The following is an 18,249-nucleotide window of genomic DNA, read 5'->3' as shown; positions in this document are numbered from 1 at the left end:
ATTAGTTTACCTCCTTAGCTAATCCATTATTAGATATTGCATCTTTAGGACATACTTGAGAACATACATTACATCCTACGCATTGATTTTTATCTATATTTACTTTCTTTTCATCCTTGTCAAATGATATAGCGGGACAACCTGTTTTCATACATATCTTACATCCTATACAAGCATCTTCATCTATCTCACATTTACTTGTAAATGGATTGTTAAATTCTTCTATGTCTTCTTTAGAGAATCTCTTAAGTACACACGGCCATCTAGTTATTATTACTGAAGGTTCATCTAATTCAAATGCCCAATCTAGTGTCTCTTTCACTTCTTTTAAATTATTTGGATCTATTGTTCTAACTTGCTTAACACCGCAAGCTCTAACTAAACCTTCTATATCAACTATTTCAGTAACATCTCCTTGTAATGTATATCCTGTTCCTGGATTTTGTTGATGCCCTGTCATTCCAGTTATTCTATTATCTAATATTACAGATATTGAGTTACCTTTGTTGTATACTACATCTAATAATGAGTTGATTCCTGTATGGAAGAAAGTAGAATCACCAAGTACACCAACTACTCTCATTTCGTTATCTTTTTTCATATTAAATACTTTTTGTGCTCCATGTCCTGTACTTAAACTAGCTCCCATACATACTACTGTATCCATAGCATTATATGGAGGTGCAAATCCTAATGTATAACATCCTATATCTCCTGATACTAATACATTTTTTCGCTTTCCTAATTCATAGAAGAACCCCCTATGTGGACATCCTGCACATAGCCCTGGAGGTCTTGGCACTACTAATTCTTTATTATATTCTATTGTATCATTTGTTTTTCCAAATACAGCTTTTCTAAGAACATCTGGAGTCATTTCTCCCATTTTAGGGAATAAGTCTTTACCTATACAATCTATACCAGCTGCTTTTAATTGATCCTCTATAAATGGATCATTCTCTTCTATTACATATATTTTTTCTACATTAGATGCAAATTCTTTTATTCTTTCCATCGGTAATGGATTTGTAAATCCTAACTTCATATATGATGCATCATTTTTAAATACTTCTTTTGCGAACATATAACACATTCCTGATGCTATTACCCCTACTTTACTATCATTTATTTCATAGTAGTTTAAAGAAGTATTATTAGAATATTCTTCTAGTTTTTCTAGTCTTTCTTCTACTGAATGTCTAAGTACTCTTGCATGTGCTGGTACTGTTAATGTTTTTTGAGGATTTTTAACATAATCTTTTATTCCAACTTCTACTCTATCATTACACTCTACTATTCCCTTTGAGTGACATAATCTAGTTGTAACTCTATATAATACTGGAGTGTCAAATTCTTCACTTACTCTGTATGCTTCTTTTAACATATCCTTAGCTTCTTGGCTATTTGATGGCTCAAATAAAGCTATTTTTGCAAATTTAGCATAATTTCTGTTATCTTGTTCATTTTGAGAAGAGTGCATTCCTGGTTCATCAGCAGAAACTAATATCATACCAGCATTTACTCCAGTATATGCAAATGTAAATAATGGGTCTGCTGCAACGTTAACCCCAACATGTTTCATAGATGCTATTGTTCTAGCACCTGCAATAGATCCACCTATTGCAGCTTCAAGTGCAACCTTTTCATTTGGTGCCCACTCAGCTACTATTGAATCTTTATATGTAGCTATATTTTCTAATATTTCTGTACTTGGAGTTCCAGGATAAGCAGATGCATATTTTACACCAGCTTCATATGCTCCACGAGCTATGGCTTCATTACCAGTCATTAGTTTTTTCATATTAAATTCCCCCATATATCTTAGTTTTAAATCTATTCCCCTTATATTTTTAACTAATTTATATATAATACATTTAGTATTATCATTTATTCTCTACTAATTTCTGACTTTTTACATATTCAAGCGCATTTTTGATTATACTTGGTGCTATCTTACATTTATTTTCATTTACTGCACAAACAGCAAATCTAAGCCCAGCTTTTAAAGGTACCATATACACATTATCTTTAGTTAATTCTTCGCATACTTCTCTTGAGTTTTCACAAGGTATACTTACAAAAAATCCATCTCTATATGGAAGTATATCAAGTCCTACTTTTTCAGCTTCTTTTACAAATGCATTAGCTCTTCTTTTTAACATTTCCTTGTACGTATTTTTTTCTTCATTGTATTTCTTAAATTTCTCTGAATCGTTTACTATATTGGAAAGAAGTGCCATAGCTCCTCTGTTGCAATTTGACCAGTTTGCTCTACAAGAGTGTACACAAGCATAGTAAAATTCTTCTGCTACATTTTCACTTGAAGTTATGCAAACTGCTGCTCCCATTCTCATTCCATAAGCTGTAAATCCTTTAGACATACTAAATCCTACTATAACTAATACATTTTCTGGTAGATTTGAGAACTTTTCAAAAAACATTCTACTAGCATTATCATCACTAGCAAAATCAATATACGCGATATCAACAAATAATATTATTTTCTTTTCTTTATTTTGAGCTACTTCTTTTGATAATCCTATTATTTTATCCCATTCATTATCTGGTATGCTATATCCTGTTGGGTTATGTGCTGGTGTGTTTAGAATTGTAAATATTCTTTCTTGCTTATCTGCTATTCTTAAAAATTCTTTTTTAAATGATTTGAAGTTGAAATTATTATTCTCATCAAATAACTCGTATGTTCCTACAGTTCTTCCTATTTCTTCTGTAATGCTTACATATGGACTCCAAAACCAATCTGATGTTAATACTTCATCACCTGGGTTTGTATAATTCCAAGTAGCTAATTTTATAGCTCCACTTCCTCCTGGAGATGCAACTGCTCTTATATAACTATTTGGTGTATAGTCTTTAAAAACTACTTTCTTAACAGCTTCAAGATAATCTGGCTGACCTTCAAGTGCTGCATAAGCAGATATTTCTGCATTTTCCAAACTTTTATACTCACTATAAACTGTATCTAAAGTTATTAATCTTCCGTAATCATCCATTAATGCTCCTATAGTAGCATTTATAACATTTTCTCTTCCTATATTTTTTTCCGCTCTTTGAGCCCTTCCTGATAAATCAAATATTATATCTTTCTCTCTTGGCCATATAGAATGCTTAGCCGCCATACTTTGCATAATATTCCCCCCACCCTATAATTATTTACTTTTCCTCTCAATATAAAGCAATACTTGTGCCAAATATTTAAATATTTTAATTAGTTTACTATAATAAGTTAATAATTAATATAAATTAATAAAAAACAATTTTTTTTAAAGCAAGCTTGTTTTTTATTAGTTTCATATTTGTATTAATCTTCTTATTTATAATAACTTACCTTTGATGTTATTTTTTATGTTAATAATTTTTAACATTAGTTATTATTTTTTAACACTTCAACTATTATCTTTATATTTTTTCCAAAGAGCAGTTCTGCTTATTCCTAAGATACTTGCTACCTGTGTTTTATTTAATCCTTGAGATAATAATGTATTTATAATCTTTGTTTCAACATATTTATTTATCTCTTTTATATCAATACTTATATTTTCATAATTTATATCTTCAAGTTGGCTACTATCTATATTCAAGTTATATTCATCCACTTTTTTATCTTCATCTTCCACATATAATATTTCTACTTTGCCTGTTAGTACGTATTTTTGTGCTACATTCTTTAGTTCTCTAATATTTCCCAGCCAATTATGATTATTTAATAGATTAATCTCTTCTTGATTTAGCTTAAAACTATCGCTGATAGAAGATAGATTTGAAAAATTACCTTCTTCTATCATTTTCTTCACAAAATATTCAAACAAAAATACTATATCTTTTTTTCTTTTTCTAAGTGGAGGTATGTTTATCTCTAGACTACTTAATCTATAAAATAAATCAGCTCTAAAAGTTTTATCTTTTATTTTTTGTCTTAGATTTTCATTAGTAGCAGCCATTATCCTTATGTCTAGAGGTATCACCCTATCTGACCCCATTCTCATTATCTTTTTTTCTTCTATAACCCTAAGTAACTTAGTTTGTATATTTATAGGCAAACTATTTATTTCATCTAAAAATATACTTCCTCCATGAGCAAGCTCAAAAAGCCCTGGCTTTCCGCCCTTTTTTGCTCCTGTAAATGCTCCTTCTTCATATCCAAACAATTCACTTTCTAGCAAACTTTCTGATATGGTGGCACAATTTATGGCCACAAAAGGTTTATCTTTTCTTTGGCTAATATTGTGCATACTTTGTGCTAACACTTCTTTTCCACAACCGCTTTCTCCATATAATAAGGTCGTAAATTCTGTTTTACCAATCTTTTTAGCCATTTCTACAATTTCTTTACTTATTTCATCTTTGAATATATAATCATCAAATGTATATTTAGCACAAAGTCCCTTATTATTTAAATCCATGCGTATCTTTCTCTCTAAACTTTGTATATTGGTTATATCTTGAAGTATTCCAATTATTCCTTGGACTTGTCCATCAACTATTATGGGTACTGACCTTGTGTTTACTGTCAATTTATTTATATTTCTTATCTTACGCTTATGACTCTCATTTTTAATCATAGCTTCTACTAGCCAATCCATACAAGGAAATACCTCTTTTATATTTTTATTATATACTTCTTCCTTTTTTGTGTTTAATATTTTCTTTGCACTTTCATTAAATAGTATTATTTTTCCTTTTGTATCTATAGCTATTATTCCATCTTTTACTCCATCTAGTATATTTATAAGCATTTGATTGTTAAATTTTTCATTTGATAATGATCTTATTATATTTTTAGAGTATTCTATAGCCTCTGTTATAGATTCTTCACTAGCATTTATAAATACATTATCTATGTTATACTGTCTAGCAAAAGAACAAGCTATTCCACTTCCAACTATAACTATATCTTCTTTTTTATCGATGTATTTTAAGACCTTGCTTCTTATTTCATATTTAGATTTGAACCATTCTTCCTTTATATGTATATTTATTACATCCTTTAAACTTATATAATCGAAATCTACTTCATCATACCCTAATATAAGAACTATTTCCTTTTTGTATGTACTAGCTAATTTTATAGCTTTTAGTAAATCTATAGATTTCATATTTAAAGGTATTATGGGTACATTGACAGTATCTAATATAAGCTTATATCCTCCACCTCTGCCTATTATTACTTGAGCTCCTTTGTCAACTAATATCTTTCCTTGTTCTTCTAATAAATCTAATTCTATAATATCTATTATAATTTCTTTATTTTTTATTTCCCTTGGGTAAAGTGTTTCTATTTTCTCTTTTAGCTCTATATTTGACGCTATAACCCCTATTACATTTTCCACCTTTAGTTCCCCTTTTATCTTATTTTAAAAATTTATATTAATTATATCATATTAACTTTCTATTAATTAATATAATTTAAAGTATACTTATTTAAATATATAAACTTAGTAATAAACTATAAAGTATGGAGGTTTTTTGATTATGCAATATAAAAATAGCCTATTTAATATGCCCTCTGACAAGGGCTCGTTAACAGTTAGAGGTGTAAGTTCTTTAAATATAGAATCTGATATGGCAAAAATTAATGTTAGAATATCTTCTCAAGATAAGAGCTTAGAAATAGCAAAAGATAGAAATAGCGAAATTTTGAATAGACTTTTATATAGTCTTTCTGATTTTGGTGTTTCAAAGGACGATATTTTTAGTAAAGACATTTCTGCTACTCAAAATTATGATTATGAAAAAAATACATTAGTTTCTTATACTGTAACTCAACTTATAACTATAATAGTGCATGATTTAAGTAAAGTTAATGATATTTACTCTTTAGTAGTTGAAAATGGCGCAAATGATGAAATATATATAGACTTTTCTTTATCTAATCCTAATGAATACTACAATAAAGCATTAAAAAAAGCTACTCAAGATGCTAAAGATAAAGCTAGTATTTTAGCTAAAAGTTTTTCTCTTAATTATAATCCCATACCTTGCAAAGTTACTGAGGTAAGTTCTCAACTAAATAATATTAATTATTCATCTAAATCATCTAGCACAAATGTAGTACCTGGTATAGTTAAGATAACAGCACAAGTAGATGCATCATTTTTAACTTATTGCATGTAATAAAAAAAGTCTACCTAATCAATGGTAGACTTTTTTTATTTATACTATACAGTTTTCTATTTGTATTATATAATCTTGGCAGTTTTCACATATTATTATACTAACTATATAACTATCATCAACTTTACCTGCTCTTAATAATTTGTTAAAACTTAATCCTTCATAACTTTTATCTATATCACTTATAACAAACTTCCCATTTTTAGTGAATATATAAAAATGATATTCTAAAAAACCAAAGAACTTTTGCTTTTCCTTAACTCCTTTTAGACATTCTGGGCAAGCTTCTTTGTAGTATTCCATATCAAAATCTATTTCACTAGCATTAGATAACATTGCTAATATATTTTCTAATTTTATACCATCTACAGGCTTTTCTTCGTCATTTAATAAACCACTACAGTTATTTAAACCTAATACATACTCTTTATCTTCATAATTAAACTTATACTCTTTCATCTTACACCTCTTATTTGCCTATTTCAGATATAAAAGTTACTTCCTTAGTTAATGCATCTTCGTATTCTGCATCGTTTATATATCCAAGTTCATGCATTTTATAAAGTATTGTTTCTTGTCTTTTCTTTGCTTGTACAAATTGACCATATTTTGCAGGGCTATTAGTTATTCCTGCTAACATAGCACATTCAGCTAAATTTAAATCTTTAACATCTTTACCAAAATACACTTTAGCACCTTTTGCTACCCCATAGGCTGATTTACCTAAATATATATTATTTAAGTATATACCTAATATTTCATCCTTAGATATGTTTTTATCCATGGAAGTTGCATTAAACATATCCTTAAGTTTTCTTTTTATAGTTTTATCATCACTTGTAAGTAAGTTTTTAGAAATTTGCATTTCTATAGTACTTCCGCCTTGAGTTGTATCTGTTAGTAAATTATGTACTACAGATCTTACTAAAGATATAGTATCTACACCATTATGTTTATAGAATCTCTCATCTTCTATAGATACAATAGCATCTTTTAGATACTTTGGTATATCATTATTATCTACCACTTCACTACTTATATAGTTTTGCTCTAATAGCTCTTTAGTTACTTTAGGTGAGCCTTTGACCGCTGTAAACACATAAATACTAGAAACTATTGATACTAAGGCTAATACTAATAACATTGATATTAATAAATTTCTAAATAATTTTAATAACTTTTTATTTTTTTTCCTCTTGCTTTTTTTAGTTCTTGAGCGAGAACTATAAGTACTATTTCTTTTTCCTCTATTTATAGTGTTTTCATTTTTTATTTTTTCACTTACACTTCTATTATTAAATACTTTATTATCTGATTTATTTGTTGTTTTACTTGTACTTGAGCTTACTCTTCTCCGTCTTATTTTATTATCATCATTATTATAACTCATAAAACCTCCTTATTTATAAAGTAATTATACATTGTTATACAAAATAAATCAAAGAACAAATTTGTAAGATTATAACTATACTTAGTTTATGCAACTTTATATATTATTTGTATATTATTTGGCTAAAAAAAATGATTTTTGGAAATTATATAATATATAAAATAGTCAAAGAAGGCTTTGTTATAGCTTATTTTATACATGATACTTGTATAAGTTGGTGGATTGTAAACTAGAGTCTTTTGACAAATGTATATGGGCCAGAGATGAAAATACGTTATAGACCTAGATATATGTATGAGTTGTGGTACATGTAATAGCATATGCCCTGTTGATACTCCTCAAATGAGGAATAATATAAAGTAAAAAAGAAAAGCAATACAATGCTTTTCTTTTTTACTTTATATTTATGCTATGTACAATTTGTTCTTTACTTTTATCTTCTATGTTATTTAACTCTAATTTTATAGGATCTTTAGTATTATGAAGCGTTATTCCCATTTTTATATCTTTACCTTCTCCACCTTTAACATTTCCTATAAATCCTTGTATATCTTCCTTAGCTGTTGAAACAAAATACTTAACTGGTTTTCCTCCTTGATATGGATATACATCTATATTAGATAATTCTATATCGTGTTTGCTGTTATTTTTAACATTCATACTTATTATAGCAGAAGAATTATAAACATCTCCTACACTTATTTTTTCCTCTACTATATTTATATCAGTTATGCTTATTTTTATATCGTCTTTTTCTACATTATTTATTAATATATCTTTATTTAGTATATTGTTTTTTTCTATACATATTGATGTATTTGACATAGCTATAAAAAATAATAAGGTTAAAAACAGACATTTAAATTTTTTCATATGCACCTCCTAGGTTTTTATAGTTTATCCAGAAGATATATTTTTATACATTTTTGTTTAAGTTAAATTCAATAAAATTTTAAATTTAACTTAAACAAAAATTTTATAAAACTTTTTTTAAATTTACTATTGCTTTTTTTGTCGAATCTTGTTATTATAAATACAAGGTTATTCCCCTAATAACCGATTATTTACTCCCCAAATAAAATATATTCCCTAATAAACCCCTTTTTATAATATATTTTACCCCTTTTTAATGACCTTACTTGATCGGTTTAAAGTAAGGTCATTTTTTTATTCTTTATAATACCTCTTATAAGCTTATATCCCTTAGCCTTTGTGTCTACTGTATAGATTTCCCCCTCACTCAATACTTTCCAATCTTTATCTTCTTTGTATAACCTTATATAAGTATTGTAATTTTTATCTTCTAGTTCCCATACAAAGTCATTTTTTTCTAATTTTTTATACCTCCAATCTAAGTTTCTACTTATACTAGATAAATCATTCATTATTTCTAAAACATCTTCATATCTATCTCTTGGATCTATCATAAGACATTTTTCTATTATATTTATAATTTCTCTTGGTACATGAGGCAAATATTTTTTTCTTATAGGAAACTTACCTTTAGCACATGCTATTTTTAAACTATTTAAATCTTTATATTTTCTGGCTTGATTATTATATTCTTCATTTCCATTGCACATTCTATATAAAGTAGTACCTATTTGATATATATCAATTTTTTTATCTATTATAGAATTTGTACACTGTTCTGGGGCTATATGCTTATAATATACATTTCTAAGTCTTGCATTTCCTGAGTTATTTAAATACAATGCCGAGCCAAAATCTGTTAGTATTGCATTATCATTATCACTTATAAGTACATTATTTGGCTTTATGTCACAATGTATTATACCTAAAGAATGGATGTATTGTATTGCTGATAAAAAGTCTAATGAGTACTTTATAACTTCTCTAATAGTTAAGTTTTTATTCTCTAATAAATTATATAAAGACCCTCTTTCTAGATATGGCATTGTTATATATATATTATTTTCATCTTGAGATGCTGTATTTATATTCATTATATTAGGATGATTACATCTATATATCTTCTTAGATTCATCAAAGTATTTATCTGCATATTTTAATTTCTTTTTACTTATTTGCTTTAGTATAAATTTACATCCAAGCTGAGTATCTTCTACTAAATATAAATTTGAATTTACTCCTTCAGATTTAATCTTTTTTATTACTTTTAAGTTAACATTTGGACTTATTTGCATATTTCCACCCCACAATTAAATAGAAGCTCCTCTACTATACCTTCTATCTTTATTAACTGTATATTATCTTCATTTTCCAATTCATTTTTATTTATATAGGATTTATTCACATCATGTTCTTTTATAATACTACTTACTAGTTTTTTGATATAATTTAATCTATTACCTATATCAAAAGACTTAGGTATAATTAATTTATTTTTAACTATATATATTTTCTTATTTTTTGTTTTTTTAAATATTGAAAACTCTATTTCACTTACAGATATATTAAATTCTATGAAATTCATATGTCTAACCCCCTAAAGGTTTTTTAAGATACTATATACTATGAGTTTTAATAAAAATTAACCACTAAATATAATTAGTTTTAAAAATTTTTTATTTTGAAGGATATAAATTTATAGTTTGTATGAAAGCAATTTAAATCATAAAATTCTAATAAAAAAGCAAACTATATTTAAATAATAGTTTGCTTTTTATTTATTTTATTTTTAAAAACAATTTAGCTGTAGCTAATGTATCACTATCTGCTCTATGTGCATTTTTATTTTCTATTCCATAATATGCGCATGCTGTTTCTAGTTTTTTGTTTTTTCCTTTATAGTTCTTGTTAGCCTTTAACATTTCTAATGTACATATATGATTAGTTATAGGCTCTAAGTTTAATTTATCTAAATAATAATTTAAAAACTTTAAATCAAATTTAGCATTATGAGCTATTATAGTTCTATCTCCTATATATTTTCTAAATCTAGGCAATACTTTTTCTATAGGATCTTCATTTTTAACCATATCATTAGTTATATTAGTTATATCTGTTATAAATGGCGGTATATCTGAAGTTGGTTTTACAAACCTTGAATAATTTCTAATTATTTCATTATTTTTTATCTCAGTTATTCCGATTTCTATTATTTCACAACCCTTATATGGGTCAAGACCCGTGGTTTCTAAATCTACAACTACATATTCTTCCATGTTTAAAACTCCTTTTAGGTTCTTGTTTATCTAATTATATTATATGATAACATGTATTTTGTTTTAGTACAAAATTTGCTAATATTTAACTAAATAAACAACTAAATGTATTTATTCTTAATTAAAAAGTAAGTATCTATTAAATTACTTTATAATAGATACTTACTTTTAATTATCCTATGTATGGCATAGGATTTGTATGCTTTCCATTTATTCTTATTTCAAAATGTAAGTGTGGCCCTGTTGATCTTCCTGTATTTCCTATTTTAGTTACTGCTTGTCCTTTTTGAACCTTCTGTCCAACAGATACTAGTAATTGATCGTTATGTGCATATAATGATACCTTCCCATTATCATGCTGTATCATTACAGTATTTCCATAACTACCTTTAAGTCCTGAATATATAACTGTACCACTGTCAGTTGCTACTGCTGGAGTTCCTTTTGGTGCTGGTATATCAATACCGGTATGTATCTTTTGAACATTTAATACTGGATGAAGTCTATATCCATATGGAGAACTTATTCTACTATGACCTGGAACTGGCCAAGAACCACTTGATATTATTGCTCCATTTAAGTTTTCATCAGTTGATGCAGCACTTTGTTGGGTTTCTTGTGCTTGTTTAGCTGCTGCTTCTGCTGCTAATTTTTCTAATTCATTTTGTAAATTATCTTCTTCAGTTTCTAGTTCTCTCTTTAAAGCTTCTAATTCACTTTTATCAGATTGTACCTTTTCATTATTTTCTACTAGAGCTATTTTTAAATCTTCTTGCATTTTCTTTTTGTAATTTAAATCTTTTTCTTTTTTCTCTACTTCTGATTTATTTTCATCTAGTTCTTTTAGTATCTTTTGATCTTGCTCTACAACTTGCTTAACTACATATATATTATTGAAAAAATCTGATATAGAAGTACTACTTAATATAACCTTAATATATCCCATAGAATAATTATTGTTTATTGCTTTTAATCTTTTGCCTAGGGCTTCTTCATTTTTACTTATATTTTCGTTGAGTTTTTCTATTTCAATCTTAGTAGTTTCTATTTCGCCATCTAATTTTTCTATTTTATCATTAGTCTCTTTTATATTTACTTCTATTTCTTTCACTTTAGAATCTAAATCTTTTATTTTAGATTCTAAAGTTGTTTGTTCTTCTCTGTTTTTATTTAATTTATCATCTACACTCTTTTGTTTAATTTCTATATTTTTATCTTCAGTGTCTGCATATATATATGTTGTTCCAAATACTAAAGAGCATACTGTTAATATAGTCAATATTTTTCTCACTCAATCTTCCCCCATATTACTTTATACTTTTAAATGTCTTTTAACTGATATAACACTTCCTAATACCCCTATAACCACTCCTGTTATAAGCAATGTTAATACTAATGAAGATGATATAGAAGCTAATGGAAGGACTGCACCTGACATAATATTATTTATCGGATTTATAAATTGCTTTAAATTTTCTACTATATATCCATATGTAACCAGACATATACCAATAGCTAAAGTAGCTCCTATTAATCCAATAAAAAAGCCTTCTACTATAAATGGAGATACTACAAATAAGTTACTACCACCTACATATTTTATAATTTGTATTTCTTCTTTTTTGCTATATACTCTACTTTTTATCGTATTAGATATTATTACTAGGCATATTAATAGTAATCCACCTATTAAAATTGACCCAAATTTCTTAACTGTACTTGATATACTTAAGAAATTTTGTATTATATCTTGAAAATAAGTTATCTCTGTTACACCTTCTAATTTAGATATCTCTCTTGATATTTGCTTTATATTCTCTGGATTATCTATTGTAACAAGGAAGGAATCCTCTAAAGGATTTTGTACACCTTCAAGTAGATATGCTTCTTCTCCAAAACTTCTTTTAAGATCGTTAAAAGAAGCTTCTTTTGTTTTAAACTCAACACTCTTGACACCATTTATATCTTTAATTTTATTTTTTAATTCTATTCTTGCATCATCATTGGTGAATTCTTCTATAGATACCCTAACTTCATTTATTTCATCTTGTGCATATTTTATAAATTGGTTTATATTTAATACTATAGTCAAAACTATTCCCAATATTATTAAAGATGCAGATATAGAAATTGTAGATATAATAGTCATAGTTTTATTGTGAAAAGCACCTTTTATTCCTTGCTTTAGACTGTATAAAAATTTAGACATTAATTTCATATTTTTCCCTCTTTGTATCTTTAATTATTTTTCCTTCTTTAAGCTCTATAACTCTCTTTGGAAATAGCTTTAATATTTCTATATCATGTGTTGCCATTATGACAGTAATACCTTCTTCATTTATTTCATTTAATAATTTTAAAATTTGGATAGAATTATTTATATCTAAATTTCCCGTACATTCATCTGCAATTATTATAGATGGTTTATTGACTATAGCCCTAGCTATACCAACTCTTTGAGATTCTCCACCTGATAATTCATTTGGGTATTTGCTATGCTTTTCAGCTATGCCAACTCTTTTTAACACTTCCATAACTCTTGGTCTAATTTCTTTAGTACTTGTACCTACAACTCTTAATGCTAATTCTACATTTTCATAGACGGTTTTTTCATTTAATAGTCTAAAATCTTGAAATACTATTCCTAAATTTCTTCTGTAATTATGTACTTTGCTTGTTTTTATTTTAGTTATATCTTCTCCTAAAACAGAAAGCCTTCCTGATGATATTTTTTCTTCTCTAGTCAATAATTTAAGTAAAGTAGACTTCCCTGCTCCTGAATGCCCTACTAAAAACACAAATTCGCCTTGTTTTATTCCTAAATTTACATTATCTAGTGACTTATTACCATCTGAATAAAATTTATCTACATTAGTAAATTTAATCATTTTCATCACTCCAATTTTGCTTTTGTTGCCTTATTTTTTTTTACTATTCCATTATACACAATTTAGTATTTTTTTGTAACCTTTTTGTAACTTTAATTGCAAATTTTTATCATTTAATATCAAAAAACTTCGCATATCTAATTTTTTTATAGATATGCGAAGTTTTTTAATATTTTTTCTTATTCTTAGTTTTAACTTGCGCTAGATATACAAGCCCATTGCCTTGAACAGTTCTTGGATAGTTAATAGATTTTGTATGCTTTATAAGTTGAGCATATAACTCCGTTTCACTTAAATCTCTTTGAAATTCTTCTTTTGACCAATTTTTAAGTAAAGCCAAGCTTCCCGTAACATGCGGTGTTGCCATGCTAGTTCCACTTAGTACTTCATATTTGTTATTTGGATAGGTTGAAAGTATTTCTACCCCTGGTGCAATTACATCTATAACTAAATTTGCATTACTGAAACTAGCAGGATTTCCTTTTTTATCAACAGCACCTACTGATATTACTTCTTCATAAGCAGCTGGGTATGAGTATTCAAAACTATCAGCATTTCCATCTCCATCATTTCCAGCTGCACACACTACTAATATTCCTTTTTTGACAGCTTCTTTTATTGCTCTTTCTAATTTATCTGAACTTTCGCCCATTCCAAGTGACATGGATATTATATCTACCTTTTTTTCTACGGCATAATTTATAGCATTAACCACCCAACTTAATTTTCCTAATCCATTACCTTCTATTGCTTTTAATACATATATCTGTGCATTAGGTGCTATACCTACTATATTATTATTTGGATTATTTGCTGCAATAGTACCTATAACATGGGTACCATGTCCTACTCTATCAGTTACAATATTGGGATTTTTATTATCTTCATTTGTAAAATTTCTAACTTCTACTATATTATTTTTTAAGCTTTCATGATATATATCACATCCTGAATCTATTACTGCTATACGTACTCCACTTCCTTTAGTAGATTCTTTCCACATGTCCCTAGCTTTTATCATATCCACTCCATATTGGTTAACTGTATTTCTTCCTCTTGAGTTTGATTCTATTTTAAATGGCAACAACTTAATGTTTAAATCTTCAGATTTATTTTTCATAGATACCACCCCAAAATTTATTCTTATAATTAATTATATATTTTTGAAGTGATAATGTGATTTTGTTTTTTTTCATTTTCGAGATAATTTTCTATATTATTTAATAAATATTTTTCATTTATTTCACTTAAGTCTATATTATTTAGGTATCTTTTATTTTCATTACATATATATACCCCTTGTGTTATAATATTGTCTTCTATAATTACTTCTAGAATAGTATTATTACCTAGGTAATAGGTTCCTACCTTACCTTTCTTATCTTCTTTAAATTCGCCTACATATTTATATAACTCACAAGCATATGTTCCTACTCCGTGTTTTTTCCCTTCTTTAAACTCTCCTTCATAAATACTTTTATCTTTATATGTATATCTTCCTCTTCCATTTATAATATCATCCTTAAATTCACCTTCATATATTTCACCATTTCTATATTTCATCATCCCCTTGCCTTTTTTTAATCCATATTTATATTGCCCTTCATATATATTCCCATATTTATCTATGTAGGATCCATGCCCATGATATATATTGTCTTTAAATTCACCATTATATTTGCTACCATCCGCAAACTCATATTTACCTTGTCCGTTTTTTTTACCTTCTACAAAATCTCCTTCATAGGTCTGCATATTCGCATCAATAAGCTTTCCTTGTCCATGTTTAAGGTTATCTTTCCACATTCCATTATATTTGCTACCGTCTTTGCAATATAAAATTCCTTTTCCATGTCTTTTCCCGTCTTTAAAATATCCTTTATATATGTCTTTGTTTTTGTAAGTATAAGTTCCTATTCCTTCTATTTTATTCTCTTTAAAATCGCCACTATACGACCCTTTATCATGGTAAGTATATTTACCTATTCCATGCATTTTATCATCTTTCCAAAGTCCTTCATATCTATCTTTATTCATATATATACATATCCCAAAACCTTCTCTTTTTTCATCTTTAATCTCTCCCTTATATACATCTCCATTATCATATTGCATAATATTCTCTTTACTTGATATACTAGAATTTTCTATTTGTCTTATATTTTCTTTTACGTTATTTGTATCTACTTTGTTCATGTCGCCTATCACTAAACTACTTCTAGTATATCCTCTTATGTATCCTTTATTTTTAGGCTTATTATATTTTACTTTTAATATAATACTTATCCCATAAAATAATATAAATATTGATGATAGAGATATAAATACCTTAAATATTATAGAAAAATAATTACTTATTTCTTCCACAAAAACTCCTCCTATTTCCTGTTTTTAGTTTCTTATAATTTATATTTATTCTTGTCCATATTTATTCATATTAAAAAATAGTATAAAATTTCTATATAATTAAAATATAAAAAGTATATATTAAAGCTACTGTTTTTCCATCAAAAAAGCTGTTGATATATAGTTTTATCAACAGCTTTTTTCTAGTATGTAATCAAATTCTATTTCTTCATACTTTAAATCATCAAAAAATAGGTTTATTATGCTATTTATTTCTTCTACGTATTCCTCTTGACTTAGCTTATAAAGCATTAAGTCATCTATTAAATCTTTCATATCAAAATATACGTTCTCAAGTATATAAAAATATCCCGTTCTAATATCTTTTAATTTATCTATTGTGTCCATTTTTCTGCTTATATCTCTTATTATATCTATATTGTATATGTCTATATTATTTATAGATTCTAAATATAGATATACAGTTTTTATAACTTCTATAGATATATCAGATTTACTAGCTTCTTTTGGATTTTTATAGTATATGTTTTTGTATTCATTAAAAACTTTTTCTAAGTTTTCATTTAATGTTATAAATGGTGATCTTATAAAATCTTTTATTATTAATATGTTTCTTATTCCTTCATTTTTTTCTAAAATTTCATCTAATACATATAAATTATATGCATCATACAAAGGGTCATGTACATCTCCTTTAAATTCTACGTTTGCACATTCAAGAAGATTTTTTAATGAAACATAATTCATACATTTTATTCCGCAATCTAAATATTTGTCCTTTATATCTACGAACAAACCTTTTATATTATTTATAAATCTTGGGTGATTGTTTTTTTGAGCACTTTTTTTATCTGTGTTATTAAAGCAAGTTAAATCTAGGTTCCCAAAGGTATATATACCTTCTATTTGAGAAAATGTACCTAACCATTTTTTAAATTTTCTCATAACTTCTTCATATGTTGGTGCATCTTTAACATCTTCTTGCTTTATATGAGTTAATTCTTCTATATGTGGATATATTTCTTGGTTAGTTACAGGCTTTATTAGTGACTTAAATTCTTCTATATTACCTGTATCCGTATCATATTGTATAGCTCCAATTGCAATTATATCCGCATTTAGCATATCTCTTTTGTTTCTTGCACTTGGCATATTCATTTCAAAGTCTATATAAACTCTTTTCAATCCAAACTCCCACCTTCTAAATATCTTTACTTATATTTTATCATTTTATGATATTTTTTCACCATACATTTATAAAATTTTCGTTTTTCTTGTTTATTCAAATATATTTCATAAAAGCAAAAATAAAAGGAAGAATAAAAATTCTTCCTAAATTTATAAATACATTATATTTAATTATACTAAAAATAAATAATGAAAATTTTAAATAATCTCTAATTAGTCTTCAAAATTTTCCATAAATGAATGCTTCACTCCATCTTTTTGCCATCCAAGTACAGAATCTATATTTACATTTTCCGCTGCCTTAAATATTGATTTTTCCACATCCTTAAAGTTTTCTCCAAGATTTTTAATTAAATCTTTTATTTCATATCTCTTGTTACCAGTCTTTTTAGCCGCTACCATACATGCACAATTTAGTGGCCATATACCACTATTTTGTATAAATCTTACTATATGTTCTTCTCTTATATAATAAAGTGGTCTTATTATTTGTATACCATCAAAGTTTGTTGAATGTAGTTTAGGCAACATTGTTTTAAAGTTAGCCGAACATAATAGATTAAGCATTGTTGTTTCTATAACGTCATCATAATGATGTCCAAGTGCTAACTTATTACACCCTAATTCTTCAGCTTTAGAGTATAATGCTCCTCTTCTCATTCTTGCGCACATGTAACATGGATAATCCTTAGCTATTTCATCTGCTATTTCAAATATTCTTGAGTCAAATAAGTGTATTGGTATATCTAGGTATTCACAGTTATCTATAAGCAGCTTTCTTATATCTTCATGATATCCTGGATCCATAGCTATAAACTCTAATTCAAAGTTTACTTGTCCATGTCTTTTTAACTCTTGAAACATCTTAGCCATAAGTAAGCTATCTTTTCCTCCAGATATTGCAACAGCTATTTTGTCTCCTTCTTCTACTAGATTATAATCTCTTATAGCTTTTATAAATTTTGACCATAAATGTTTTCTATATCTTTTTATTATACTTCTTTCTATATCTTTTAATGGTTGTCTTTCGTCAAAAGGTACTATTATTTCACAGCCTTTTCCTGCTAAGTTACTCATACTATCACCTCTTATTTATATTTTGGTTATATCTATAATTCATTTTCATTAAGTT

Annotated in this window: 17 protein-coding genes and 1 pseudogene; 2 read left to right on the top strand and 16 right to left on the bottom strand. The window is 26.9% G+C overall.

Annotated features, from left to right (window positions below):
- Position 1: 1 nt before the first annotated feature.
- The 3 genes from iorA to I4U89_RS15595 form a co-directional block, all read right to left on the bottom strand.
- Positions 2–1,801, bottom strand: coding sequence for an indolepyruvate ferredoxin oxidoreductase subunit alpha (gene iorA / locus I4U89_RS01185; RefSeq protein WP_195937859.1), 1,800 nt, complete (start codon positions 1,799–1,801; stop codon positions 2–4).
- Positions 1,802–1,883: 82 nt separating this feature from the next.
- Entirely contained in the window at positions 1,884–3,149 is a 1,266-nt protein-coding gene (locus I4U89_RS01180; RefSeq protein ID WP_207744095.1) for a pyridoxal phosphate-dependent aminotransferase, read from the bottom strand.
- Between the two features lie 258 nt (positions 3,150–3,407).
- Complete coding sequence (locus I4U89_RS15595) at positions 3,408–5,351, bottom strand: sigma 54-interacting transcriptional regulator (RefSeq protein WP_195937858.1); 1,944 nt, start codon at positions 5,349–5,351, stop codon at positions 3,408–3,410.
- Between the two features lie 142 nt (positions 5,352–5,493).
- Here I4U89_RS15595 and I4U89_RS01170 point away from each other — a divergent pair, with 142 nt between their 5' ends.
- Positions 5,494–6,135: an SIMPL domain-containing protein gene (locus I4U89_RS01170; RefSeq protein WP_195937857.1), complete on the top strand. Its 642-nt coding sequence runs from the start codon at positions 5,494–5,496 to the stop codon at positions 6,133–6,135.
- Positions 6,136–6,174: 39 nt separating this feature from the next.
- Here the strand turns inward: I4U89_RS01170 and I4U89_RS01165 are convergent, their stop codons facing one another.
- Together I4U89_RS01165 and I4U89_RS01160 are read right to left on the bottom strand one after the other, a co-directional pair.
- Positions 6,175–6,594, bottom strand: a complete 420-nt coding sequence (locus I4U89_RS01165; protein WP_195937856.1) for a DUF3785 domain-containing protein — start codon at positions 6,592–6,594, stop codon at positions 6,175–6,177.
- Between the two features lie 10 nt (positions 6,595–6,604).
- Positions 6,605–7,525, bottom strand: a complete 921-nt coding sequence (locus tag I4U89_RS01160) for a biosynthetic peptidoglycan transglycosylase (protein WP_195937855.1) — start codon at positions 7,523–7,525, stop codon at positions 6,605–6,607.
- A 273-nt stretch (positions 7,526–7,798) separates the two neighbouring features.
- Between I4U89_RS01160 and I4U89_RS16005 the strand changes: the two are divergent.
- Positions 7,799–7,888 (top strand): annotated as a pseudogene (locus I4U89_RS16005) (4Fe-4S binding protein); the annotation flags it as partial.
- A 30-nt stretch (positions 7,889–7,918) separates the two neighbouring features.
- Here I4U89_RS16005 and I4U89_RS01150 read toward each other — a convergent pair.
- From I4U89_RS01150 to I4U89_RS01100, 11 genes are all read right to left on the bottom strand, one after another.
- Positions 7,919–8,398 carry a hypothetical protein gene (locus I4U89_RS01150; protein WP_195937854.1) on the bottom strand — a complete coding sequence of 160 codons (480 nt, stop codon included), beginning with the start codon at positions 8,396–8,398 and terminating at the stop codon, positions 7,919–7,921.
- Positions 8,399–8,673: 275 nt separating this feature from the next.
- Positions 8,674–9,693, bottom strand: a complete 1,020-nt coding sequence (locus I4U89_RS01145) for a serine/threonine-protein kinase (protein WP_195937853.1) — start codon at positions 9,691–9,693, stop codon at positions 8,674–8,676.
- Complete coding sequence (locus tag I4U89_RS01140) at positions 9,684–9,983, bottom strand: hypothetical protein (protein WP_195937852.1); 300 nt, start codon at positions 9,981–9,983, stop codon at positions 9,684–9,686. Before I4U89_RS01140 ends, I4U89_RS01145 begins: the two co-directional genes overlap by 10 nt.
- 193 nt (positions 9,984–10,176) lie before the next feature.
- A complete protein-coding gene (locus tag I4U89_RS01135; protein ID WP_195937851.1) occupies positions 10,177–10,674 on the bottom strand; it encodes a 3'-5' exonuclease in 498 nt (165 codons plus the stop codon).
- Positions 10,675–10,846: 172 nt separating this feature from the next.
- Entirely contained in the window at positions 10,847–11,965 is a 1,119-nt protein-coding gene (locus I4U89_RS15910; RefSeq protein WP_195937850.1) for a murein hydrolase activator EnvC family protein, read from the bottom strand.
- Positions 11,966–11,986: 21 nt separating this feature from the next.
- On the bottom strand, positions 11,987–12,892 hold the full coding sequence (ftsX, locus tag I4U89_RS01125) for a permease-like cell division protein FtsX (protein WP_195937849.1): 906 nt from the start codon (positions 12,890–12,892) through the stop codon (positions 11,987–11,989).
- A complete protein-coding gene (gene ftsE / locus I4U89_RS01120; RefSeq protein ID WP_195937848.1) occupies positions 12,876–13,562 on the bottom strand; it encodes a cell division ATP-binding protein FtsE in 687 nt (228 codons plus the stop codon). The genes ftsX and ftsE overlap by 17 nt, the downstream gene beginning before the upstream one ends.
- 166 nt (positions 13,563–13,728) lie before the next feature.
- Complete coding sequence (locus I4U89_RS01115) at positions 13,729–14,682, bottom strand: S8 family peptidase (RefSeq protein ID WP_195937847.1); 954 nt, start codon at positions 14,680–14,682, stop codon at positions 13,729–13,731.
- 29 nt (positions 14,683–14,711) lie between these two features.
- Positions 14,712–15,929 carry an MORN repeat-containing protein gene (locus I4U89_RS01110; protein WP_195937846.1) on the bottom strand — a complete coding sequence of 406 codons (1,218 nt, stop codon included), beginning with the start codon at positions 15,927–15,929 and terminating at the stop codon, positions 14,712–14,714.
- Positions 15,930–16,097: 168 nt separating this feature from the next.
- Entirely contained in the window at positions 16,098–17,114 is a 1,017-nt protein-coding gene (locus I4U89_RS01105; protein ID WP_195937845.1) for a 3'-5' exonuclease, read from the bottom strand.
- A 216-nt stretch (positions 17,115–17,330) separates the two neighbouring features.
- Positions 17,331–18,194 (bottom strand): tRNA 2-thiocytidine biosynthesis TtcA family protein, encoded by an 864-nt coding sequence (locus tag I4U89_RS01100; protein ID WP_195937844.1) that lies wholly within the window; start codon positions 18,192–18,194, stop codon positions 17,331–17,333.
- Positions 18,195–18,249: the final 55 nt, after the last annotated feature.

The sequence above is a fragment of the Romboutsia sp. 1001713B170131_170501_G6 genome, from assembly GCF_015668195.1.
Lineage (GTDB): Bacteria > Bacillota > Clostridia > Peptostreptococcales > Peptostreptococcaceae > Romboutsia_C.
This window is presented reverse-complemented; position numbering and strand designations above follow the sequence as displayed.

Excerpts from the sequence above, each read along its gene's own strand:
- iorA (WP_195937859.1), bottom strand. The coding sequence starts at position 1,801 with ATGAAAAAACTAATGACTGGTAATGAAGCCATAGCTCGTGGAGCATAT.
- I4U89_RS01180 (WP_207744095.1), bottom strand. The coding sequence starts at position 3,149 with ATGCAAAGTATGGCGGCTAAGCATTCTATATGGCCAAGAGAGAAAGAT.
- I4U89_RS01170 (WP_195937857.1), top strand. The coding sequence starts at position 5,494 with ATGCAATATAAAAATAGCCTATTTAATATGCCCTCTGACAAGGGCTCG.
- I4U89_RS01165 (WP_195937856.1), bottom strand. The coding sequence starts at position 6,594 with ATGAAAGAGTATAAGTTTAATTATGAAGATAAAGAGTATGTATTAGGT.
- I4U89_RS01160 (WP_195937855.1), bottom strand. The coding sequence starts at position 7,525 with ATGAGTTATAATAATGATGATAATAAAATAAGACGGAGAAGAGTAAGC.
- I4U89_RS01150 (WP_195937854.1), bottom strand. The coding sequence starts at position 8,398 with ATGAAAAAATTTAAATGTCTGTTTTTAACCTTATTATTTTTTATAGCT.
- I4U89_RS01145 (WP_195937853.1), bottom strand. The coding sequence starts at position 9,693 with ATGCAAATAAGTCCAAATGTTAACTTAAAAGTAATAAAAAAGATTAAA.
- I4U89_RS01140 (WP_195937852.1), bottom strand. The coding sequence starts at position 9,983 with ATGAATTTCATAGAATTTAATATATCTGTAAGTGAAATAGAGTTTTCA.
- I4U89_RS01135 (WP_195937851.1), bottom strand. The coding sequence starts at position 10,674 with ATGGAAGAATATGTAGTTGTAGATTTAGAAACCACGGGTCTTGACCCA.
- ftsX (WP_195937849.1), bottom strand. The coding sequence starts at position 12,892 with ATGAAATTAATGTCTAAATTTTTATACAGTCTAAAGCAAGGAATAAAA.
- ftsE (WP_195937848.1), bottom strand. The coding sequence starts at position 13,562 with ATGATTAAATTTACTAATGTAGATAAATTTTATTCAGATGGTAATAAG.
- I4U89_RS01115 (WP_195937847.1), bottom strand. The coding sequence starts at position 14,682 with ATGAAAAATAAATCTGAAGATTTAAACATTAAGTTGTTGCCATTTAAA.
- I4U89_RS01100 (WP_195937844.1), bottom strand. The coding sequence starts at position 18,194 with ATGAGTAACTTAGCAGGAAAAGGCTGTGAAATAATAGTACCTTTTGAC.